General features: G+C 59.6%; 22 protein-coding genes. 10 read left to right on the top strand and 12 right to left on the bottom strand.

The annotated features are described in order from the left end of the window. Positions 1-11: 11 nt before the first annotated feature. The 8 genes from J2857_RS29260 to J2857_RS29225 form a co-directional block, all read right to left on the bottom strand. Positions 12-602 carry a hypothetical protein gene (locus J2857_RS29260; protein WP_210013588.1) on the bottom strand — a complete coding sequence of 197 codons (591 nt, stop codon included), beginning with the start codon at positions 600-602 and terminating at the stop codon, positions 12-14. 149 nt (positions 603-751) lie between these two features. After that, positions 752-1,906 (bottom strand): iron-containing alcohol dehydrogenase, encoded by a 1,155-nt coding sequence (locus J2857_RS29255; RefSeq protein ID WP_210013587.1) that lies wholly within the window; start codon positions 1,904-1,906, stop codon positions 752-754. Positions 1,907-1,918: 12 nt separating this feature from the next. Continuing rightward, positions 1,919-3,670 (bottom strand): nitrilase-related carbon-nitrogen hydrolase, encoded by a 1,752-nt coding sequence (locus J2857_RS29250; protein WP_210013586.1) that lies wholly within the window; start codon positions 3,668-3,670, stop codon positions 1,919-1,921. A 24-nt stretch (positions 3,671-3,694) separates the two neighbouring features. After that, positions 3,695-4,390: an urea ABC transporter ATP-binding subunit UrtE gene (gene urtE / locus J2857_RS29245; protein WP_210013585.1), complete on the bottom strand. Its 696-nt coding sequence runs from the start codon at positions 4,388-4,390 to the stop codon at positions 3,695-3,697. Continuing rightward, positions 4,390-5,139 (bottom strand): urea ABC transporter ATP-binding protein UrtD, encoded by a 750-nt coding sequence (gene urtD, locus J2857_RS29240; RefSeq protein WP_210013584.1) that lies wholly within the window; start codon positions 5,137-5,139, stop codon positions 4,390-4,392. The genes urtE and urtD overlap by 1 nt, the downstream gene beginning before the upstream one ends. 1 nt (position 5,140) lies before the next feature. Beyond that, positions 5,141-6,280 carry an urea ABC transporter permease subunit UrtC gene (urtC, locus tag J2857_RS29235; protein WP_210013583.1) on the bottom strand — a complete coding sequence of 380 codons (1,140 nt, stop codon included), beginning with the start codon at positions 6,278-6,280 and terminating at the stop codon, positions 5,141-5,143. Position 6,281: 1 nt separating this feature from the next. Continuing rightward, a complete protein-coding gene (gene urtB / locus J2857_RS29230) occupies positions 6,282-7,175 on the bottom strand; it encodes an urea ABC transporter permease subunit UrtB (RefSeq protein ID WP_210013582.1) in 894 nt (297 codons plus the stop codon). Between the two features lie 153 nt (positions 7,176-7,328). Next, entirely contained in the window at positions 7,329-8,579 is a 1,251-nt protein-coding gene (locus J2857_RS29225; RefSeq protein ID WP_210013581.1) for a transporter substrate-binding domain-containing protein, read from the bottom strand. Here J2857_RS29225 and J2857_RS29220 point away from each other — a divergent pair. Next, entirely contained in the window at positions 8,569-8,817 is a 249-nt protein-coding gene (locus tag J2857_RS29220) for a hypothetical protein (protein WP_210013580.1), read from the top strand. The two genes, J2857_RS29225 and J2857_RS29220, sit on opposite strands and share 11 nt — an antisense overlap. A 13-nt stretch (positions 8,818-8,830) precedes the next feature. On the opposite strand, the gene J2857_RS29215 is transcribed toward J2857_RS29220, so the two are convergent. The 4 genes from J2857_RS29215 to J2857_RS29200 all read right to left on the bottom strand — a co-directional run bounded on the left by J2857_RS29215 (position 8,831) and on the right by J2857_RS29200 (position 12,436). Further along, entirely contained in the window at positions 8,831-9,439 is a 609-nt protein-coding gene (locus tag J2857_RS29215) for an ANTAR domain-containing response regulator (RefSeq protein WP_210013579.1), read from the bottom strand. A gap of 12 nt (positions 9,440-9,451) precedes the next feature. After that, positions 9,452-10,603 (bottom strand): transporter substrate-binding domain-containing protein, encoded by a 1,152-nt coding sequence (locus J2857_RS29210; protein WP_210013724.1) that lies wholly within the window; start codon positions 10,601-10,603, stop codon positions 9,452-9,454. Between the two features lie 258 nt (positions 10,604-10,861). Beyond that, entirely contained in the window at positions 10,862-11,638 is a 777-nt protein-coding gene (locus J2857_RS29205) for an IclR family transcriptional regulator (protein WP_210013578.1), read from the bottom strand. A 3-nt stretch (positions 11,639-11,641) separates the two neighbouring features. Next, positions 11,642-12,436 (bottom strand): IclR family transcriptional regulator, encoded by a 795-nt coding sequence (locus J2857_RS29200; protein WP_210013577.1) that lies wholly within the window; start codon positions 12,434-12,436, stop codon positions 11,642-11,644. A 29-nt stretch (positions 12,437-12,465) separates the two neighbouring features. Here J2857_RS29200 and J2857_RS29195 point away from each other — a divergent pair, with 29 nt between their 5' ends. The 9 genes from J2857_RS29195 (at position 12,466) to J2857_RS29155 (ending at position 21,003) form a co-directional block, all read left to right on the top strand. After that, positions 12,466-13,569 (top strand): alcohol dehydrogenase catalytic domain-containing protein, encoded by a 1,104-nt coding sequence (locus J2857_RS29195; protein ID WP_210013576.1) that lies wholly within the window; start codon positions 12,466-12,468, stop codon positions 13,567-13,569. Positions 13,570-13,597: 28 nt separating this feature from the next. Then, positions 13,598-14,068: a MaoC family dehydratase gene (locus tag J2857_RS29190; RefSeq protein ID WP_210013575.1), complete on the top strand. Its 471-nt coding sequence runs from the start codon at positions 13,598-13,600 to the stop codon at positions 14,066-14,068. Continuing rightward, positions 14,065-15,594 carry an acyl CoA:acetate/3-ketoacid CoA transferase gene (locus J2857_RS29185; protein WP_210013574.1) on the top strand — a complete coding sequence of 510 codons (1,530 nt, stop codon included), beginning with the start codon at positions 14,065-14,067 and terminating at the stop codon, positions 15,592-15,594. Before J2857_RS29190 ends, J2857_RS29185 begins: the two co-directional genes overlap by 4 nt. Positions 15,595-15,933: 339 nt before the next feature. Beyond that, positions 15,934-16,800: a shikimate dehydrogenase family protein gene (locus J2857_RS29180; protein ID WP_210013573.1), complete on the top strand. Its 867-nt coding sequence runs from the start codon at positions 15,934-15,936 to the stop codon at positions 16,798-16,800. Beyond that, complete coding sequence (locus tag J2857_RS29175) at positions 16,797-17,465, top strand: amino acid ABC transporter permease (RefSeq protein ID WP_210013572.1); 669 nt, start codon at positions 16,797-16,799, stop codon at positions 17,463-17,465. Before J2857_RS29180 ends, J2857_RS29175 begins: the two co-directional genes overlap by 4 nt. A 13-nt stretch (positions 17,466-17,478) precedes the next feature. Continuing rightward, complete coding sequence (locus tag J2857_RS29170) at positions 17,479-18,126, top strand: amino acid ABC transporter permease (protein ID WP_432420192.1); 648 nt, start codon at positions 17,479-17,481, stop codon at positions 18,124-18,126. A 45-nt stretch (positions 18,127-18,171) separates the two neighbouring features. Further along, positions 18,172-19,035, top strand: coding sequence for a transporter substrate-binding domain-containing protein (locus J2857_RS29165; RefSeq protein WP_210013570.1), 864 nt, complete (start codon positions 18,172-18,174; stop codon positions 19,033-19,035). 52 nt (positions 19,036-19,087) lie between these two features. Further along, positions 19,088-19,879, top strand: a complete 792-nt coding sequence (locus J2857_RS29160; protein WP_245364007.1) for an amino acid ABC transporter ATP-binding protein — start codon at positions 19,088-19,090, stop codon at positions 19,877-19,879. Positions 19,880-20,016: 137 nt separating this feature from the next. Further along, on the top strand, positions 20,017-21,003 hold the full coding sequence (locus tag J2857_RS29155) for an aldo/keto reductase (RefSeq protein ID WP_210013569.1): 987 nt from the start codon (positions 20,017-20,019) through the stop codon (positions 21,001-21,003). Positions 21,004-21,131: the final 128 nt, after the last annotated feature.

The following is a 21,131-nucleotide window of genomic DNA, read 5'->3' as shown; positions in this document are numbered from 1 at the left end:
ACGCTCTGGGGTTAGGAACTGGTGCCGGCTATGATCTGCAAGAAGCCCATCAGGATAGTGGCGGCGAAGAGATGGTGCGGGCCATGGACGCGGACCATCAGACCCATAAGGACGGCGGTCGCGGCGGTGGGAGATGCCATAAGAATGGGCCACATAACCGAACGTTCGATCGGCTCGTTTTGGTGGGCCGACCAATAGATCGTGCGGACGACGAGACGAACCGCAAGCACGCCGGAAACAGTGCCGCCAGCAGGAAAGCCGCCAGCAAGGCCACGAAGAGTTTCCGGTAGCGAGGAGCCTTCATCGGAGGCGGCGGACTGTTCCTTTGCCTGTCCATCCCGGAGCGCCACGCAAGCGCGCTCGGCCAGGAAGTTGAAATCAGGATCAATATCGACGGGCGGCAGATCGCCGGAAAGCTCGCGAAGATCTATCCGCTGATCGAGAACGGACGCGTCACTACGGATGTCGAAGCCGGCGAGCTCGATACCGCCTTCGTCAATGCGCGCATGCTCGTGGAGGTCCCGGTCGGAGAGCGGCAGGCCCTGCTCGTACCGGCAAATGCCGTCGTCACTCGCAGCGGCGTCGATTTCGTCTCCGTACATGAAGATGGCGAGACAGGACTGGCGACGATCAGAACACTCGGCTCGGTCGATGTCAGGCCGCTACTCACCCCCTGATGGGATCTCAAGAGCGACCAGAAGAATACGGTTCATATTGTCACGTATGACCGACCCTGGCGTTCGGCACCTGTTTACCAAGCATCTTCGTAGATCCTGGTGGCATCCGACAGCGACACCGTGCGCGGATTGTTGACCAGCAGGCGGGTCTGTTCCATCGCATTTTCCGCTAGCAGAGGAAGCCCGTCCTTTAGAATTCCGACATCCCTCAGGCGTACGGGCAGGTTCAGGCGCACAGGCAGCATCGTCAATCCTTCGATAAAACCGGAAAGCCGCTCTGTCTGGCGAGCAGACTCAAGGTGCGGAAAAAGGCAAGGCGCCAGCTCGGCATAGGCGTCACCACAGACGGTCGCGTTGAAACGTGCGACATGCGGCAGGACCAGACTGTTGGAAAGGCCGTGCGGAACGTGATAGCGACCACCGATCGGATAGGCGAGCGCATGGACGGCAGCGACCGGTGAATTGGCAAAGGCCTGGCCGGCCAGCATTGCCCCGAGCAGCATTGCCTGTCTGGCGGCCAGGTCGGTTCCGTTCTGGACGGCGATTTCGATATTTGCCCCGAGCAGCCGAAGAGCCTCTTTGGCAAGGGCGCGGGAGACCGGATTGTTGTTTGCACTTTTAGAGGTGAAAGCCTCGATGGCGTGGACCATTGCGTCGATCCCCGTTGCAGCGGTCACGGCGGGAGGAAGGCCGATTGTCAGGTTTGCGTCAAGAAGTGCCGCATCCGGTAGCAGGGCCGGCGATACGACGCCCTTTTTCTGGTATGCGCCCGTAGTGACGATGGAAATCGGTGTGACTTCCGATCCGGTGCCTGCCGTTGTCGGCACGAGCACCAGCGGCAGACGCTGCCCGGTCACGTTGCCAACCCCGTAGATATTGCCGAGCGTTTCGCCGCTTTTGGCCAGAAGGGCCGCGAGCTTCGCGACATCGAGCGACGAACCGCCGCCGATGCCCAGTACACCGGTTGCGCCAAACTCGATCGCCTGTGCCACAGCCGCGTGAATGACGGCTTCCGGCGGATCAGCGACAACGCCGGTAAAGATCGATGCTTCAGCCCCGCAGTCCGCAAGGCTTGCCAGGGCCGGTTGAACGAGCCCCGTCCTGACGACCCCTTCGTCCGAAATCACCAGAACACGCGACCCGAGCCGGGTCTTCAGCTCCGAAAGCCTTGCGATGCAGCCCGGTCCTGCAATTATCTGTGGGACGGTTGCGAATGTGAATGAGGACATCGTACCAGCCTCTCACTGATGCCACTTGACCAGAGGCTGATAGTGATGCGGCTGACGCATGACAACAAGATCCTTTCGCCGTACGATGTTCGTCGGATACGGTGTGTCGAGATTGGTGGTGTCGACAGTTGCGGCGGCAATCCCGTCCTCCTCCAGGATTGCCGATTCCTGGCGCGGAAAGGCAAAGGAATCCGGCCCGAACACCGCACTCTTGCCCAGGTATCCCCGCGCCTCATCCAGCACGTTGGCGAAGGCGAAATAGACGTTGTTCTCGCCGCCGCGCACGCGCAACGCATGCCAGTGAAAGGGGTCGGCACCCTTGGGGATCGGATAGTTGTGCGGGACTTTCGTGCCGGCGTGGCTGCCGGTGAAAGTGCCGGCGATCGCCGAGGGGCAAGCGACCAAATCGCATCCCATGAGCGAGAGCGAACGGATGGCTTCCGGATAGAGCGCGTCGTGGCCAATCGCCAAACCCACTCGGCCGATGGCAAGGTCGTAAACTTTCCATTCGTTGCCGGCCGTCGCCCAGCTATCGGCAATGCCAAGATGCGTCTTGCGGTAGCTGCCCACAAGTCCCTCGGGTCCTGCAAGGACCGCGCTGTTATAGACCTTGTCTCCGTCCGCCTCGGCAAACCCGGCGACGAGATGGAAGCCGAGCTTCATTGCCAGACGAACGAAGGCGGATATCGTCGGGCCTGAGAGCGGCTCCGCCCGGGTTTGGGGGGCCTCAAGTCCGGTCAGCGACAGTTCCGGGAAGACCAGAATGTCCGGCGCTGTCGTCGCCTTCGCCTCGGCTGCCAGCTTGGTGATGCGGGCAATATTGTCTGCGATGACGGAGGACGGGGCGAACTGGGCAACGGCGGCGCGCGATGCGCGTCCGCGCGGGATGGGCTGATAGCCATAGAGACGGAAGTAGTCGCCCGGATTCCAGGTGAAACTGTTGGTCATCATGTTCATGTAGAGCTCGGGCCGGCGGGCCTTGAATACGGGTTCGAACAAGACCTCGCGGCGGCGGGCGCGGGCAAGATCGACCTTGCCATAGGCAATCCCGTCTCCTGTATCGATTGACGCGGCTACCGTTCCATCGGGCTCGATCAGGCAGCTTCCCCCGGAAAACTGCACGGTTCTCTCCAATCCCCACCGGTTGCTTTCGATCACGTAACAGGCGTTTTCGAAGGCCCGGTTGATCCAGTAGGGTGCCGGCGTGCGCTCCTGCAACCAGTTGGAAATGTGGCAAATGACGTCGGCGCCTGCCAGCGCTTCCAGTCTCGCCGTCTCGAAGAAGTGCAGATCCATACAGACCAGCATCGAGATCCGGCCGATCTCCGTTTCGAAAACCTCGTGCACGACATCGCCATTGGCGGCCCATTTCGGCTCGGCGATATAGGGATGCGACTTGCGGTGCCGACCAACGACGCCCTCAGGCCCGATGAGAACGGCGGTGTTGTAATAGAGATCGCTCGCCGGATCGACTTCCGGCATGCCGACGACGATATAGCAGCGGTGTCTGCTGGCAACAGCCTGGAAAACATCGGTAGTCGGTCCGGGGATGGCCTCGACGAACGGTTTGACTTCCGCCCTGTCAAACCAGCAATAGCCGGTTGTGCCCATTTCGGGAGTGACGATCAGACGAGCGCCCGCCTCCGCGGCTTCCTCGCAAAGGGCTGCCAGCCGGCTGATATTGCGCGCCTTTTCGAACATAGTAGGTTCGAACTGGATGGTGGCGGCGGTGTAGCTCTGTGTCGATGTCATGGTTGTTCCCATTGTCTCTATTGAAGGATATCCGTTTCAGACAGCCATATGCCGGTGAACGAGCGCGTCGGAGAGCGTGTCGATAGCACCGGCCGCAACCACGCCTCCCTTCTCCAGCATTGCGAACTGGTGGGATGCGTGCCGCGCAAATGCGACGTTTTGCTCGACGAGGATGATCGTCATGCCGATCTCGCGATTGAGCCGGATGATGATCTTCTCAATCTCCTCGACGATGGAGGGCTGGATGCCTTCGTTGGGTTCATCGAGAAGCAGCACTTTCGGGTCCGCGGCCAGCGCGCGGGCGATGGCAAGCTGCTGCTGCTGACCGCCCGAAAGCACGCCGCCCGGTCGATCAAGGTTGGCCATCAGGTAGGGAAAAAGTTCCGGCACCAGCGCTGGAATTTCGCGTTTGCGATCGGTACGCGCAAAGGCGCCCATCAGGATGTTCTCGCGGATGGTAAAATCGGGAATGATCTCCCTGCCCTGGGGGACATAGGCGATACCGGCCCGTGCCCTCATATGCGTCGGGGAGGAGGCGATGTCTTTTCCCTGCAGACGCATCTCGCCCGTCATGCGGTCGGTTAATGCCATCAAGGTTTTCAACAGGGTCGTCTTGCCGGTGCCGTTGCGGCCGAGAATGCTCGTCACCTTGCCTGTCGGAACGTCGAGCGTGACGCCGTGCAGGATATGGCTGCGGCCGTAATAGCTGTGTACGTCTTTCAATGACAGCATCACGATATTCCTTTCGAACCGAGATAGGCTTCACGGACTTTCGGATTGCGCTCGATATCCTCGACGCTTCCTTCGGCCAGAACTTCTCCCAGATGGAGAACGGTGATGTGTTCGGCGATTTCACGCACGAACCCCATGTCGTGTTCGACGACGAGGATCGTATGGCGACCCTTGAGATTATTGATGATCTCTGCGGTCTTGCGGGTTTCCGCCTGGGTCATGCCAGCCGTCGGCTCGTCCAGCAGAACCACCTTGGGATCCTGCACGATGAGCATGCCCAGCTCCAGCCATTGCGTTTGGCCATGACTGAGATAGGCGGCCGTCATCTCCTGCTCTGCCTCGAGGCCAGTGAGAGTAAGCACGTCATCGACGCGGTCCGCTTCCGCACGCGAAAATCCGAATCGAAGGTTGGCGAGCACCGATGGATTGCGGCAGTTGGCGACCTCCAAATTCTGTCGCACGGTAAGATCGCGAAAAATGCTGGGGATCTGGAATTTCCGGCCAATTCCGGCGCGGGCGATTCTGTGTTCGGGCCAGTTGGTGATGTCTGTGTCGTAGACGAAGACCTTGCCCTGCGTGCTGCGCGTCTTGCCGCTGACCAGATCCATCAGGGTCGTCTTGCCGGCGCCGTTCGCGCCGAGCAGCACCCGAAGCTCGCCGTCGAAGACGGTGACGCTGACATTGTTCACGGCGCGAAACCCGCCGAAATTGACGCCGAGACCGTCGATGGTCAATGCGATGGCGCTCATGTCACAATACCTCGCTTTGCTGCGGCAAGGCCGGGAAGGGTTGACCGGGTTTTGGTTTGCGGACGAACCACCGCACCACGTCATGCGCGGCGCCGCCAAGTCCGCGCGGCATGAACAGGACGACCAGCACGAAGATCAGGCCGATGATCGCCTTCCACGCCTCGACAAGCGCTTCGGTCTCGCTGACTTCGGCCTCGATTATATTGATCAGGATGGCGCCGATGCAGGCGCCGAGCAGGGAGGAGCGCCCGCCGACGGCAGCCCAGACAACCATCGTCACAGAGAAGGACAGATCCATGAATGTCGGAGAAGCAAACTCCGCAACGACCACGTAGAGCATGCCGGCAACGCCGGCGATCCCCGCTGAAATGACAAAGAAGAACACCTGGTAGAGCGAGACGTCGAAGCCGAGATAGCGGGCGCGGACATGATCGTCGCGGATCGCTTGCAGGATCATACCCGCACGGGTTTCCACGATAAGACGGGCACCGATGAGTGTCAGCGACAGGCATGCGGCGCACAGATAATAGGTCGCCCGGCTATAGGGGTCGAATTCGATCCCGCCGATCGTCAGCCAGCCAAGATCCGTCAGGCCGTTGAAGCCGTTTGTCACCGGTTGCGCATCGACCATGACGAGACGCACGAGCAGAACAAGCGCCAGCGTGATGATCGAGACGAACACGCCGGAAATGCGCTTGCGGAAAACCAGCATGCCGAGTGCGCCGGCAATCACCACGGGAAGCACCAGACCGAGCACCAGGCCCACCGACTGGCTTTGAAAGGGAAGCCAGAGGAAGGAGCCCTTGTTGATGCAGCAAAGTTCCGTCGGGGCGCCGGGCTCGGCATTCCAGAGCATGAAATCAGGAACCGGCTTGTCGGAGCCCTGTTGGAGACTGGTCAGGCTCGACAGCTTCAGCGACATGGCAAGCATGTAAGCGCCCACGCCGAAAAACAGCCCCTGGCCGAGATTGAGAATGCCCGCATAGCCCCATGTGAGCGCGATGGCGACGCCGAGCATCCCGTAGACAAGATATTTCGAAATGCGGTTCAGCCAGAATTCGTCGCCGATAACGGGCGCTGCAAAGATCAGCGAGATAAAAATCACGTAGGCGGCGATCTGGAATTTTCGTTCGATGCTCATGTCAGCGTCCCTTGAACGAGAACAGCCCGCTGGGCTTGACGAGAATGACCAGGATGACGACCCCGAAAACGACGGCGCGCGCCAGAATGTCGTTCGTCCCGATGGCCACCAGTGCATTGATTTCGCCCAGAAGCCCTGAAGACAGGATTGTGCCGAAAAGGCTGCCGACCCCGCCTGTAACCACGACCATGAAGCCGTCAACGACCATCGTCGTGCCCATGTCGGGAAAAACGGTCTTGAAGCCGGACATCATGACGCCCGCGACGCCGGCAAGGCCGGAACCGAAGGCAAAGGTCACGGCGTTGACGCGTTTCACGTCGATGCCACAGGCTGCCGCCATTTTCGGGTTCCGGATGATGGCGCGAACCTGCATGCCGGCCGCCGTCCGGTAGAGAATGAACCATGTCGCCAGCGTTAGCGCGGCGGTAACCGCGATGGTGAAGGTGCGATAAGCGTTGATGTCCGCACCGGCGAGCCTGAACGTGCCTTGCAGATACGAAGGTACCGCGACGTTTTGCAGTCCGACTCCAAGGCCTTGGATATGAATTCCGAAAAACGACAGGCCGAATTCGAGCCTTACGGCTTGCTGCAAAAGGATGGCGATGCCCCATGTGGCGAGAAGCGTGTCCAGCAGGCGGCCGTAGAGCCGCCGCACGACCACCCGTTCGATCATCAGGCCGAGCAACGCCGTCACGACGAAAGCCAGCGGTATTGCGAGCAGAAGGCTTGTTTTCAGCCAAATGCCCGAGAGGACGGCGACGTAGGCGCCGATCATCACCATTTCGCCGTGGGCCATGTTAATGACGCCCATGGCGCCGTAGGTGATGGCGAGGCCGAGTGCCACCAGAAGAAGGATCGAGCCGAGACTGAGGCCGATAAAGAGAATGTCGAGCATAACGCCACCGTTCATGAGAAGGGCAGGCCAGACTTTTTTCTTGCTCCTTGCCAATCCCGAAAGCGGGTTGGCGCCGCGCAGAGGAAAAGCACAGATCCGCCTGCCGAGACATGGTCCCGCCACGCATGGATGGCGGGACGACGCGGGGAGGGGTCAGCCTTTGAGCTTTGCTGCGTCGAGACCGTTGCCGGTGCAGAACAGATTGCTTTCCGTCTCGCCATAGGCCGAATAGGGCAGCGGCTTGATCGGCGCCGGGTAGGCGTTGACCACCTTGCTCTGGCCGTTCGGCTGCCATTGCCCGATGCGTGGCGTCAGCCAGCAATGCAGGTTGTCGGGGTCGGTGGTCACCTTGCCACCAGGCGCGTCATAGGTCTGGCCGCGAATGCCGGCCCGGATCGCGTCGGCTGACAGATCACCGGATTTCTCGACCGCCTGCTTCCACAGAAATACCTGGAAATAGGCGGCCTCGAGCGAATGGTATGTCACGGCTTTCGGATCGTTGACGAACGTCCTGAAGCGGTCGATGAAACTCTTGTTCGCTGGCGTTTCGATCGACATGAAATAGGGGAACGAGGTGTAGCTGCCTGCCGCATATTCGGCGCCCATGGCCGCGATCTCGATTTCAGACGTGACTGTCGCGCAGATCGGGATAACCTCCTGCGAGAGGCCCTGGTTCTTGAACTCGCGGTAGAAGGCGATGATCGAGTCGCCGACCACGTTGGACAGAACCACGTCCGCGCCGGATTCCTTGATCTTGCTGACCATGACGGCCCATTCCGAGTGGCCAAGCTCCAGATATTCGTCCGCTACCCATTTTGCGCCGGCCGCCTCGATCAGTTTCTTGGAAACCTTGGCCATCTCGCGCGGATAGACATAGTTCGAGCCGACGATGAAGAATTTCTTCTTGCCCAGTTTTTCTACGATCCAGGGAATGTAGTTGGAGAGTTGCTGGTTCGGAACGGCGCCGGAATAGACGACGTTGCGCGAGCACTCGAAGCCTTCGTAGTGCGTCTGGTAGAACAGCATCGCGCCGCGTCGTTCGAAGATCGGCAGCACGGCCTTGCGGCTGGCAGACGTGTGGCAGCCGAACACGGTGGAAATCTTGTCCTTGAGGATCAGCTTCGAAGCCTTTTCGCTGAAGGTCTTCGGATCGGAAGCACCGTCTTCGACGACAACCTCGACCGGGCGGCCGAGAACGCCGCCGGCCGCGTTGATTTCGGCCACGGCCATCATGACACCGTTGGCCAGAAGCTTCTCGGCGACAGAAAGCCCACCCGTCTGGGAGTAGAGAGCACCGACCTTGATGGCATCGGCTGCAAAGGCCCGGCTGCCCAGAGCCGGCAGGGCGAGTGCGGCGGAAGCGGTGGCTGCGGTTTTCAGAAATTCACGTCTGTTGAACACCATCTTGGTTCCCCTTTTTTTGATTGGCGCACGCGGCGGCACCGCCTGGCCCAACGGCGAGGCTTTCGTGCCGAAAAAATTGCTTGGAAGGCTGACGTCATTGTCAGCAGACAACAAAAAACCCGCGAGGCTTGTCACGGCCTGCGGGCACCTTTGCCATCACCGCATCACGGCTACGCCGCGTGCAACAGCGGCACATGGCTTCGCGAAACGAAGGGATGTGCCGAAGGTGTTTATTTGAAACACGTAAAAAACTAATCATGTTTTTGGGGCGGGCGCAAGAGCTGTTCGGCGTTGATAATCGAATTGGCGATTTCATCGATCGGCACGCGCCGAGCCATCGCCTGTTCGCGCATTTCACGATACGCCTCATTCTCGCTGGTGCCGCGATTGGCCATCAGAATGGCCTTGGCTCGAGCAAGCTTCTGGTCTCCCAGTACCTTGCGCTTATATTTGCGCGCTTCCTTGACGAGCTTTTGGCGCTCCAACCATAGACTGCGGGCGATGGCGAGATTGGTCAGCAGGCCGAACGGTTTGATCGGTCTTTCGACAATGGCGAGCGCGCCGCTTTCCAGAACGATCTGCAACGTCGAGGGGTTTTCGTAACCGACGATGGCGAGCATGGTCGGGGCAGGATTGGGGAAAGACTTCAGTAAGCGTTCGGTTTCCGGTCGCGCTTCATCTTCCATTGCAAGGAAGACGACATCCGTGCCGTGTGGCAACTCGGCAGGCACTGGCCAGAGGCAACTGACTGTACAACCGATACGGCGCAGGTGATCGACGAGAAACTCTCCTTCTGATGTCCGGGGATGGATGACCAGAACCTTAAGATCCCGCAAATCTCTGAGAAGGGCGAAAGACATCGTCGCTCCTTCTCAGACCTGAACACGATGTGGGAAAGCCTGCGTCAAGTCCGGGCGATATTCGCGCATGAACGGATCTGGCGCCACCCGCAGCGACGGATCATAGACGATGTCGTAGTTGCCCTGCGCATTCACCCTTGCCACTCTTGGCCACAGATGCGTGTGGTTTGTCAGTCGGTCTATCTTCACGGCGCCCTGCGGGGCATCGTACTCGACATCATAGAGGGCCGGCAGAAGCTGCTCAAGCCCATCGCCACCGGCGCGCCGCAAAGCCGCCGCATAAAGATAGACTTGGAAATAGGCCGCTTCGGCCGGAGCGGTTGGCAGCATCTGCAGGCCGTATCGCTGTTGGTAAGCCGAGACGAAGGCGCGAGCGCGGGGTGTATCCAGAGAGGCGAAGAAGGGGGCTGCGGTGATGTGCCCCTCGGCCACCTCCGGTCGCATACGGATAACGTCGGCCTCGCTTGTCGATTGGCTCGCGATCGGCATCGTCGCTGCATCGAATCCCGCCTCCTTGAACGCCGTATAGAAGGGAATGATACCGTCGCCGACGATCGTCGAATAGATGACATCCGGCTGTGCCGCGCGAATATGCCGGATGATCTTGGCGACGTCCTCGGTTTTGAGGTTCAGCGGAACATACATCTCGTCCAGTACCTGTCCCCCCACTTGAAGAAAGAGGTCGCTGATCGTCCGGTTGGATTCATAAGGATAGACGTAGTTCGAACCCACAAGGAAAACCCGTTTTCCATAATGCTTGGTCAGGAAATCGACGAGTTGAACGGAGTTTTGATTGGGGGCAGCACCCGTATAGATGCAGTGCCGGGAGTATTCGAAGCCCTCGTACAGTGTCGGGTAGAACAGCAGCGCGTCACGGGCCTCGATGACGGGCAGAACGGCTTTGCGGGTGCTCGACATATGGCAACCGAAAACGACCCGGACCCGATCTTCGTCGCAAAGCCTGACCGCGAGCTCCTTGTAGAGATTAGGAGTCGATTGCGGATCGTAGGCAACGGGCTCGATCGCCCGGCCGAGCACGCCGCCCGCCGCATTGATTTCGTCGATCGCCAGCAAGCTCGCGGCCCTCTGGGTTTTTTCCACGGCTCCGGTCACACCCGTTTCGGAGAACAGCACACCGACCCGCCAGCTTTCTGAATTCATCATCGCCACCAAAAAATAAAAAAGCTCCCGCCCGTTTCCGGTCGAGAGCTACCCTGCTCATGGAATATCAGCGACCCATTGGGGGCCTTCCATTGATGATGTCAGTTTCTTTGTCCGGTGACAATAGCGGAACGAAAGGCCGTGCTTGGCTAATGGCGTGCATCCTCAAGCAGCATTGCAGCACCTTTCATCGCGATCATCGCCGTCGGCGTATTGGTGTTGCCGGTGATCGTCGGCATAATCGATGACGAGAAGACCGCATCATTGCACGGCAAAAAGCGGCGAGGAGCCGCTTGCCGCCTCAAGCTCCTTGGCGCTCGATTGCAGCCAGGGAAAGATTTCCCTCATCCGGGCCTCGGTCATCCGCATAGTCGGTCCCGCTACACTCAGCGTTCCGATTGGCCGCCTGGTCGCCCGGCGCATGATGGGGATAGCCATGGCGGACGTCCCAACCGCGTAGCTGTCGCGAACGCTGGCATAGCCCTGTTGCCGCGCGATCTCGATTGCCTTCATCAATTCGGCAAAGGTTTGGGGGGCTCCAGAACCGAAGCCCGGCCGGTTGATATCATGGTCGTTTACAAGCCGCCTGATTTCGGCATCCGGCAGGCAGCACAACCATGCCTGCCCGTTGGCGCTTGCCGGAAGATACACGTCTGCGGCCGCTTCGGGATCGTAGAGCAGTCCGCTGCGTGCCCCTTGCGATTTCGCGACCCAGGTCAGTTTGTCGGTCGAAATGATCGCGATGCGGACAAGTTCTCCCGTCTTCTTGGCCAGATCATCCAATATAGGCTGCACGAGATCGGTGACGCCGCTCGCTCCGAGAAAGGCCAGGCCGAGCGCCGGCAGTTTGGGGCTCAGACGATAATGTCCGTCCTTGCCCGATCCATGCACATAACCGGACGCGACGAGACTGGACAGAACGCGAACCGTTGCTGCGGCGGGGATCGCAAGCTGATCGGCAATTTCCGTGACGCTCAAACCCCAGGGATGCCCGGTCAGGAGTTCGAGAATGGCGATACCGCGGCTACGGCTGGACATGGGCTAGGCCTGCTCGAAAATGGGAAGACTGGAGCCGGTTTCAGAGACGTCCCTGCATGCCGCCTTCAGCAGATCGACGAACTGATCCATGCGTTGATGGTTCATGCGTATTGTCGGGCCGGCAACGCTGATCGTCCCGATTGCGGTTTTCGTGCCGGAGCGGAAAACCGGCGCGGCCATGGCGGACGTGCCGTCGACCCAGACATCGAAGATACGCGCGATACCTGTTTCTCGGGCCTGGTCGACATATTCGAAAAGCTGCCGGAATGCCTTGGGGGCGTTCTTTCCGACGCCTTCGGATTGAAAACCCTGTTTCGCAACGAGCTGGATCGCCTCATCTTCCATCAAGGTGGAAAGATAGGCGTGACCGTTGGATGTCGCCGCCAGATACACTTCCGGCCCCTCGTCGGGATTGTAGAGAAGGCCTCCACGAGCGCCCTGCGCCTTGATCAGGCGAAGAAGCTTTCCCCGCTCGACGACGGCGAGGACCACCAGTTCGCCCGTCTGCTCCGCCAGCCTGTCGATGATTGGTTGAAGCTGATTGGAGACGCCGGCGGTAGACAGAAAACTGTAGCCCAGGGCGACGAGCTTGGCCGTCAGCCGATAGGCGGCGCCATCGTAATCCTGCCGGACGTAACCTTCTTCTTTCAGGTCGGCCAGCAGCCGATGCGTTGCGCTTCGCGGAATAGCCAGTTGATCGGCGATTTCCGAAAGCGGCAGGCCGAAAGAGTGGCGAGCCAAAAGCTCGATGATGGAAATCGCGCGGTCGGGTGGAAGCATCGGTGTCTGGTCAGCCATTTTATGAATCCTATTCCAATTGGAACACAATGTCACTGCAATTGACAAACTGGAATCAGTTCCATATGAAACAAGTTCCAGAAAGGCGTCACGGGGAGGAGCGCTTGAAAGCTATTAAATTGCGCGCCTTTGGCGGGCCGGAAACACTTATCTGCGAAGAAATTGCGTTGCCATCCATGGGGCAAGGTGAGGTTCTGGTCAAAATCGCCTGCTGCGGCGTATGCCACCTCGACTTGATTCTACGATCCGGAATGCGTTCCAGAGTCAGCTTGCCGCGCGTTCTCGGGCATGAGCTGGCTGGGGAAGTCGTGGCGACCGGTCTGGGCGTGAATGGGTTCGCGGCTGGTGACCGGGTCACCGTCTTCAACTTCCAAGCTTGTGGCGAATGCGCCGATTGTTTGCGCGGCCGTCCTTCGCTTTGCCGTTTCACCAAGGGTGATATCGGCCAGACGCGGGACGGCGGTTATGCTGAATATGCTGTTCTAGATGCTGCCAATCTCGTGCGACTGCCCGACGGAATGGCCATGGAAGAAGTGTGTTTCGCCGCCTGCGTCTATGGCCCACCCTACAAGGCCATCCGCAAGATCGGTGATATCCAGCCGGGTCACGCTGTCGTCATCACTGGCGCCAGCGGCGGCCTGGGGCTTGCGGCCATTCAGATCGTCAATGCACTGGGGGGCCGCGCGATTGCGATTACCGGCAGTCCAGGCAAGGTTCAGCTCCTGAAGGAAAAGGGCGCCAGCGATGTCGTGGTTAGCCCCGATGGGAACTTCGGCGAGGACGTTCGCGCTCTGACCGACGGGCGAGGCGTGGATCTGGTTGTCGAACTGACGGGGTCGCCGACATTTGCCGGCACGCTCCGCAGCCTCGCTCCGGGTGGCCGCTGCGCGGTGATCGGCGAACTGCATGGCACGCCTGTCTCCGTCAATCTTGGCCTTCTGATCATCAAGGAGTTGCGCATCGAGGGCGTGCAAAGCGCCTCGCGGGGCGAGCTTCGGGAGATCCTCGACTTCATGCATGCCAACGGCATCAAGCCCGAAATCTGGCGGCGAATGCCGCTGGCGGAGGCTGCCGAAGCACACCGTCAGTTGCACAAGCGAGGTGCGGTCGGCCGCATTCTTCTCGTTCCTTAGAATTACCCATAGCCGGAGGATGGAAGCCATGCTTCCCGGAAGTTATTTTGACGATTTCAATGTCGGTGACGAAAAGCTGACGCCGCGCGTAACAGTGACCGAAGGGCATATACTGGCCTATGCCGGCGTCGCGGGCGATTTTTCGCCGATCCATATGGACAACGTCTATGCCCAGACGACCGAGTTCGGCGGGCGGATCGCCCACGGTCTGATGGGGCTCTCGCTAACCGATGGCCTCAAGGTTCAGTCGGCGACTTTTCGGGACGGGATCGCATTGAGCTGGTCCTGGGCCTTCAAGCAGCCGATCCGCATCGGCGACACTCTTCAGGCACGTATTCGCATCAAGGAAACGCGTTCGTCCAAGAGCAAGCCGGGAATGGGGATCATCGTTATGGCGATCGACCTCGTCAACCAGCGCGACGAGGTGGTTCAGACAGGCGAACATGGACTGATGGTGCCGCGCCGGCCGATCGGTGAAGGCGCAGGAGCGCCCGCATGAGCCGCAACAAGTTCATGACGGCCGATGAGGCAGTGAAGCTCATCAAGGATGGCGATACGGTCGCCCTGATCGGTGGCGGCGGCGGCCTGATGGAAGCGACCCATACCTTCCGAGCCGTGTCGCGCCGTTTTCTGGAAACGAGCACGCCGCGCAATCTGACGGTCGTGCACGCGCTCGGCATCGGCGACAAGAAACAGGAAGGCATGAACCACTTCGCCCACGAAGGTCTGGTCAAGCGGGTCATCGGCGGTCACTGGGTCTGGTCTCCGAAGATGCAGGAGATGGCACGCGACGAGAAGATCGAAGCCTATGTCCTGCCAAGCGGTTGCGTCATGCAGCTCTATCGTGAGATCGGCGGCGGTCGTCCGGGCCTTTTCACCCATGTCGGCCTCGGAACCTTTGTCGATCCGCGCCAGCATGGCGGCAAAATGAACAAGTCGGCCAAAGAGGATCTTGTCGAAGTCACCAATATCGGCGGCAAAGAGCTACTCTGGTATAAGTCCTTCCCGATCAACGTGGCCATTATCCGCGGCTCGTTCGGGGATGCGGAGGGCAATATCAGCCTCGATCAGGAGGCCGCCAATCTCGATATCTATGCGGCGGCGCTCGCCGCGCATAATTCTGGCGGGATCGTGATCGCTCAAGTGCGCACGGCGGTCGACCCGAATTCGCTGCCGGCGCGTTCGGTGCGGGTGCCGGGCGCCATCGTCGATGCCGTCGTGGTCGATCCCGATCAGCGTCCGAGCTACGACCTGCCTTACGATCCCACCTTGTCCGGCGAGAGACGGGGTCCGATCACGCTCGATCCGCCGGAGCCGTTGAACATTCGCAGCTTGATCGCTCGCCGCGCCCATAAGGAACTGAAGGACGGAGCGGTCATCAATTTCGGAGTCGGGATCGGCGAAGGCGTCGCCAAGATGGTTTCCGACCGGGGCGAAGTCGGACGTTATTACCAGACGATCGAGCACGGAACCTATGGCGGTTCGCTGCTGGTCGGCCTGCTGTTCGGCTTTGCCCGCAGCCCGTCCGCGATGATCGATGGTCCGTCGCAATTCGATTTCTACGCAGGCGGCGGACTGGATCTGGCCTTCCTCGGCTTCGGTGAACTCGACGCGATCGGCAATGTTAACGTGTCGAAACTTGGGGGGCTGACGGTCGGGCCGGGCGGCTTCATGGATATTGCCCAGAATGCCAAGCGCGTCGTTTTTTGCGGTACGTTCGATACCAAGGGATCGGCGATCGACATCTCGCCGGCCGGCGTGAACATCAAACGCGCGGGCGACGTCCGGAAGCTCGTTCAATCGGTGGAGCAGATTACCTATTCGGGCCGGCAGGCTTTGAAACGTGGCCATTCCGCCGTGTTCGTGACCGAGCGTGCCGTGTTCGAATTGGCTGAGGATGGCCTGATCCTCAAGGAAGTCGCTCCGGGCATCGATGTCCAGCAGGATATTCTCGACCGGATGGATTTCACGCCCCTGATACCGAAGCCGCCGGTCCTGATGGATCGAGGTCTGTTTACCGACTGATTGGGGAATTCGGGATCGGGGCAGGATGGAAGTCACCCTCCCTCAATCGATCCATGGCGAATGAAATGAGTATCCGCAACCGAAGCCAAAAGAACGGAGGGCGTCTGATGAAGATTGGAATCAATTCATATTGCTACCATCGCTTCTTTGGCGAGATTTACGCAAGCTTGGAGACCGACCTGGCAACGCGGCTCACCAAGGGGAACTTTTCGACAAGGCAAAGCTTGCCGGTACGGAAAGTTTCCTGCCTCGCGATCCTGCTGCTCCCGCGCGAAAGATTGTCCACAAGCGGTATGGACTGCGTTTCGGCCTGGGGGCATCCGAGGGGAGGGTCTCTTCATGACGCGCAATATGATTGACACTCCCGATGGCAGAACGCAGGTCTTCGTCATTATCGGAGATCCTGTCACGCAGGTTCAGGCGCCGCAATTGATGAATGCGGTCTTCGCGAAAGCGGGCAGCAATTCGCTCATGGTTCCGATGCAGGTTTCCAGCGACGATGCGCCGGCGCTGATCCGCGCGCTGAAGTCTGCCGGCAATGTCGGCGGCTTTCTCGCCACCATTCCCCATAAATTCGAGCTTCTGTCCCATGCCAATCATATCGGTGCGGTGGCGGAGGCCGCAGGTTGTGCCAATGCGCTGCGCCGCAATGCCGACGGATCCTGGTCGACGGAAAATTTCGACGGGATCGGGTTCGTGACGGGCATGAAAAATGTCGGGCACGCAATCGGCGGGAAAACGGTTGCGGTCTATGGCGCGGGTGGCGCCGGTTCATCGATCGCCGCGGCGCTGCTCGATGCGGGAGCGGAGCAGGTGCGGATTTCCGACGTGTCGCAGCCGCGATGCGAACAATTATGCGCGCGTCTGGAGCGACACTGGCCGGGACGGGCGATCGCGGTGGCTGCCGGCCGGCATCTGGAGGTCGATATCGTCATCAATGCGACACCGATGGGGCTTGGCGAGGAGGACCCGTTGCCATTCACGCTCGAGGGGTTGAACCCGAATGCGGTCGTGGCGGAAATCATCATGAAGCCAGCCGAGACACGCCTATTGCGCGAGGCAAGGGCGCGCGGATTCAAAACCCAGGCCGGTTTTGCGATGTTGGCACCGCAGATCGACCTATACCGACAGTTTTTCCGCATTCCCGACACAGACGCCGCCGGCAATTCCAGCGAAGCCGTGTCTTCCGGAGGTTTTCAGCCGTGAGCTACAAGTTCGATTTCGGGGTTCTCCTGCCCTATTGGCCGCAATTGCTGCATGCTTGCCTGCTGACACTCTGGCTGGCAGCAACCGCCGTCATCTGTGGCTTCATCATCGGTATCATCACGGTGGTGGCGCGTAGAAGCGGCCTGATGTTTTTGCGTGCCATCGCGCTCACCTATATCGAGATCATCCGGAATACGCCGTTTCTCGTGCAGGTTTTCTTCATCTTCTTCGGATTGCCGACGGTCGGCATCAGCTTTACGCCCTGGACGGCCGCCTTCCTTGCGCTCAGCTTGAATTGCGGAGCCTTCTCGGCGGAAATCATCCGCGGCGGCGTGGACGCGATCCCGCGCGGGCAGTTTGAGGCGGGTGCGGCACTCGGCCTGAAACCTCTGCAAGTCTTCCGCTATATCATTCTGAAACCCGCTTTGCGGGTCATCTATCCGGCATTGTCCGGCCAGTTCGTGCTGGCCTTGCTGACGACGAGTATCGTATCATCGATCTCCGCCGAGGAGCTGACCTCCACCGCGCAGCTCCTCGATAGCGATCTGTTTCGCAGCTTCGAGATCTATATCGTCGCCACCCTTCTCTATTTCGCGCTTTCGACGATTTTCTCCTTTATTTTTAAGGGGATCGATCGCGTGTTCTTCTCTTATCCGATCAAGTGAGGCTGACAGGATGATCCGTGATTTCGGTTTACTGGAAGTTCTCACCATCCTCCAAGGCATGTGGACGACGCTCGCGCTCTCGGTCGTCGCCTTCATTGGCGGAGGAACATTCGGCACGCTCGTCGCACTGGCGCGCACTTCGCCCTGGAAATGGCTCCGGGTAGCCACCGCTGCCTATATCGATTTTTTCCAGGGCACGCCGATGCTCATGCAGTTGTTCCTGGTCTACTACGGCCTGCCGGTCTTCGGCTTCCATGTCAGTGCGTGGACGGCGGTTGCCATCGGCCTGACCTTCCATGCCAGCGCTTTTCTGGGGGAAATCTGGCGCGGCGGTATCCAGGCCGTTCCGAAAGGCCAGAGCGAAGCGGCTTCGGCGCTCGGTCTTGGTTATATCGATCGGATGCGCGATGTCGTTTTGCCGCAGGCCATCAAGCTGTCCTTCGCGCCGACCGTCGGCTTTCTGGTCCAGCTCATCAAGGGCACGTCGCTGGCGGCGATCATCGGCTTTGTCGAGTTGTCCCGCAGTGCACAGATCGTTGCGAGCACGACCTACAAGCCGCTGATCGCCTACGGTCTGGCCGGCGCCTTCTACTTTGCCATTTGCTTCCCGCTCTCCAGAGCGAGCGCCTACTTTGAGCGCCGCTTCTCCCTGAAAACTTGAAATGTTTAACCGCGGCAGGAAGCCGCTTCTTGAGGAGGAAACAGCATGAAAAATATCGTCAACGCGCGCTCGAGCAAGATCGGCCGCCGCATTCTCATCGCCGCCATCGGCGGCCTGATGGCGCTGCCGTTGCTTGCGGATACGACTGCAGCGCAGACCGTCAAAGAAATCAAGGAACGCAAGGTTTTGAAGGCCGGCGTCCAGGTTGCCCAGGTTCCGTGGGGTTATACCGACGAAACCGGCAAACTCACCGGCTTCGACGTTGAGTTCGTCCGTTCGGTTGCAAAGGATCTCGGTGTCGAGGTCGAATTCGTGCCGGTAACGCCCGCGAACCGCATCGCAACTCTGCAGACCGGCCAGGTCGATCTCCTTGCAGCCGTCATGGGCATCTTCCCGGACCGCCAAAAGGTCGTTCTCTTCTCCCGCCCTTACGCAAACAACGACAACGTCTTCATCGGCAAAGCCGATCTGAAGGCGAGCGGGTGGGCCGATCTGAAGGGTGCCCGCGTCGGCGTTCCGCGCGGCACGCCGCAGGATAAGGCAATCACTGCCGCCAATTCCGGTGCGACGATCCAGCGTTTCGATGACGACGCGTCCACTGTCCAGGCGCTGATCTCCGGACAGGTCGATATCATCGGCGCGGCCTTCACCCAGATGGGCAATATCGAAAAGGTCACCGGTGCCGGCAAGTTCCAGCAGAAATTCGTCCTCAACCGCGTCTTCAATGGCGCTGCCGTTCGCCAGGACTCTCGTGAGTTCGCCGAGTACCTGAACACGTTCATCGGCAAGCAGATCGAGAACGGCGAGCTGCCCAAGCTCTACAAGCAGTGGATCGGCAAAGACATTAGCGCCAAGCTCCCGACGACGGGAGAGGGGGATGCGCCGCTTCCTGTCGATATCACCAAGTAAGTCACAGAACCGGACCGGCTTCGGGCGGTCCGGACCTTCGGCAGGAGCGACCATGACCACGACGACACAGCAGCATATCCATGCTGCGGATACCGGTACAACAGGCCAGGATCCGATCATTCGGATCAGCAGCCTTCAGAAATATTACGGCGCCTTCCATGCGCTCAAGAACATCAATCTCGACGTGCGCAAAGGCGAGCGTATCGTGGTCTGCGGACCATCCGGTTCCGGCAAGTCAACGATAATCCGCTGCATCAACCGTATCGAACAGTTCGAGTCCGGCAGCATTGTCGTGGATGGCATTTCGCTCGGGGAGAGCATGAGAAACGTCAACGCGGTGCGCGCCGAAGTGGGCATGGTGTTTCAGCAGTTCAATCTGTTCCCGCATCTGACGGTACTTCAGAATTGCATGCTGGCGCCTATGCGGGTTCGCGGTACTTCGAAGAAGGATGCCGAAATCATCGCCATGAAATATCTGGAGCGTGTGCGCATTCCCGAGCAGGCGAACAAATACCCGGCCCAGCTTTCGGGTGGCCAGCAACAACGCGTCGCGATCGCGCGAGCCTTGTGCATGACGCCCAAGATCATGCTGTTTGACGAGCCGACATCGGCACTCGATCCCGAAATGGTCAAGGAGGTGCTCGATACGATGATCAGCCTCGCCCAGGAAGGCATGACCATGCTCTGTGTTACCCACGAAATGGGCTTCGCCCGTCAGGTCGCAGACCGCGTCATTTTTATGGATACCGGTGAGATCATCGAAATGGCGAAGCCGCAAGAATTCTTCTCGCAGCCAAAAAACGAGCGCACCCGCAATTTTCTCGGCCAGATCCTGAACCATTGAGCATTGGGACAAGGTGCGGTGTCCCTTTTTGCAAATTCCAGCAACCGTCTAGACAGGGTCTTTTCCGTACGCGCCGCAGCATCGCTGATGAAAGAACTCGACCTGTGATCTCGGGCAAGGCTGAAAAAGGTTTGAAAATGCAGTATACTCGTTTGGGAAATACCGGCCTTCAGGTTTCAAGGCTTTGCCTTGGATGCCTTGCATACGGGACGCCTGGAAAGGGACCGCAGACATGGTCTCTGTCAGAGGGCGATTCCCTGCCCTTCATAAAGAAAGCACTGGAAGCGGGGATCAACTTCTTCGATACGGCAAACACCTATTCGCTGGGCGCGAGCGAAGAGATACTGGGTCGCGCGATCAAGGAGTTCGCACGTCGGGAAGATGTGGTTATCGCGACCAAGGTCGGATTACCGATGCGGGCTGGGCCTAATGGGACCGGGCTTTCGCGAAAATCGATCATGGCCGAAGTCGATGCCAGCCTGAAGCGTCTCGGTACCGACTATATCGACCTGTATCAAACCCACCGCTGGGACTATAACACGCCGATAGAAGAGACGATGGAAGCGCTGCATGACGTCGTCAAGGCGGGGAAGGCCAGATATATCGGCGGATCGTCGATGTTTGCCTGGCAATTCAGCAAGGCGCTTTATGTTGCGAAGATAAATGGGTGGACACCCTTCGCGACCATGCAGAACCAGCTCAATCTGCTTTATCGCGAGGAAGAGCGCGAAATGCTGCCGCTCTGCCAGGATCAGGCGATCGGCGTTCTGCCATGGAGCCCGTTGGCACGCGGGCGTCTGTCAAGGGCGCCGAGCACCGTACCCGCCTCGGCGCGAGACGAGCAAGACAGCTACGGTCACGGCCTTTTCAAGGCGACGATCGAGGCCGACCGGAAGGTGATCGAAGCGGTTGGTTCCGTCGCGGAAAAGCGGGGATTGCCCTATGCGCAGGTCGCCCTTGCCTGGGTCCTCCAGAAGCAGCCGGTGGTGGCGCCAATCGTCGGCGCCACGAAGCTGCTCCACCTCGACGACGCGCTGAACGCGCTCGATCTGACGCTGACGTTGGAAGAGATCGCCGCGCTTGAGGCGCCTTACGTGCCCCACGACGTCACCGCATTTTCCTGAGCAGGCAAGCATCCATAGGTTACAGGAGATCGCCATGAAGACGTCGATAGCCACGGTTTCGATCAGCGGGGACCTGCCGGAGAAGCTGGAAGCGATTGCCAGGGCGGGTTTCGATGGGGTGGAGATCT

The sequence above is a fragment of the Neorhizobium galegae genome, from assembly GCF_017877055.1.
Classification (GTDB): domain Bacteria; phylum Pseudomonadota; class Alphaproteobacteria; order Rhizobiales; family Rhizobiaceae; genus Neorhizobium; species Neorhizobium galegae_D.
Note: the sequence above shows the minus strand (reverse complement) of the source record. Positions and strands in the feature narration are given on the sequence as shown.

Coding starts and splice junctions, on each gene's coding strand:
- J2857_RS29255 (WP_210013587.1), bottom strand. CDS start 1,906: ATGTCCTCATTCACATTCGCAACCGTCCCACAGATAATTGCAGGACCG.
- J2857_RS29160 (WP_245364007.1), top strand. CDS start 19,088: ATGACCACGACGACACAGCAGCATATCCATGCTGCGGATACCGGTACA.
- J2857_RS29260 (WP_210013588.1), bottom strand. CDS start 602: ATGTACGGAGACGAAATCGACGCCGCTGCGAGTGACGACGGCATTTGC.
- J2857_RS29195 (WP_210013576.1), top strand. CDS start 12,466: ATGTCACTGCAATTGACAAACTGGAATCAGTTCCATATGAAACAAGTT.
- urtB (WP_210013582.1), bottom strand. CDS start 7,175: ATGCTCGACATTCTCTTTATCGGCCTCAGTCTCGGCTCGATCCTTCTT.
- J2857_RS29165 (WP_210013570.1), top strand. CDS start 18,172: ATGAAAAATATCGTCAACGCGCGCTCGAGCAAGATCGGCCGCCGCATT.
- J2857_RS29205 (WP_210013578.1), bottom strand. CDS start 11,638: ATGTCCAGCCGTAGCCGCGGTATCGCCATTCTCGAACTCCTGACCGGG.
- J2857_RS29190 (WP_210013575.1), top strand. CDS start 13,598: ATGCTTCCCGGAAGTTATTTTGACGATTTCAATGTCGGTGACGAAAAG.
- urtE (WP_210013585.1), bottom strand. CDS start 4,390: ATGCTGTCATTGAAAGACGTACACAGCTATTACGGCCGCAGCCATATC.
- urtD (WP_210013584.1), bottom strand. CDS start 5,139: ATGAGCGCCATCGCATTGACCATCGACGGTCTCGGCGTCAATTTCGGC.
- J2857_RS29215 (WP_210013579.1), bottom strand. CDS start 9,439: ATGTCTTTCGCCCTTCTCAGAGATTTGCGGGATCTTAAGGTTCTGGTC.
- J2857_RS29200 (WP_210013577.1), bottom strand. CDS start 12,436: ATGGCTGACCAGACACCGATGCTTCCACCCGACCGCGCGATTTCCATC.
- J2857_RS29250 (WP_210013586.1), bottom strand. CDS start 3,670: ATGGGAACAACCATGACATCGACACAGAGCTACACCGCCGCCACCATC.
- J2857_RS29185 (WP_210013574.1), top strand. CDS start 14,065: ATGAGCCGCAACAAGTTCATGACGGCCGATGAGGCAGTGAAGCTCATC.
- J2857_RS29210 (WP_210013724.1), bottom strand. CDS start 10,603: ATGATGAATTCAGAAAGCTGGCGGGTCGGTGTGCTGTTCTCCGAAACG.
- J2857_RS29225 (WP_210013581.1), bottom strand. CDS start 8,579: ATGGTGTTCAACAGACGTGAATTTCTGAAAACCGCAGCCACCGCTTCC.
- J2857_RS29180 (WP_210013573.1), top strand. CDS start 15,934: ATGACGCGCAATATGATTGACACTCCCGATGGCAGAACGCAGGTCTTC.
- J2857_RS29155 (WP_210013569.1), top strand. CDS start 20,017: ATGCAGTATACTCGTTTGGGAAATACCGGCCTTCAGGTTTCAAGGCTT.
- urtC (WP_210013583.1), bottom strand. CDS start 6,280: ATGAGCATCGAACGAAAATTCCAGATCGCCGCCTACGTGATTTTTATC.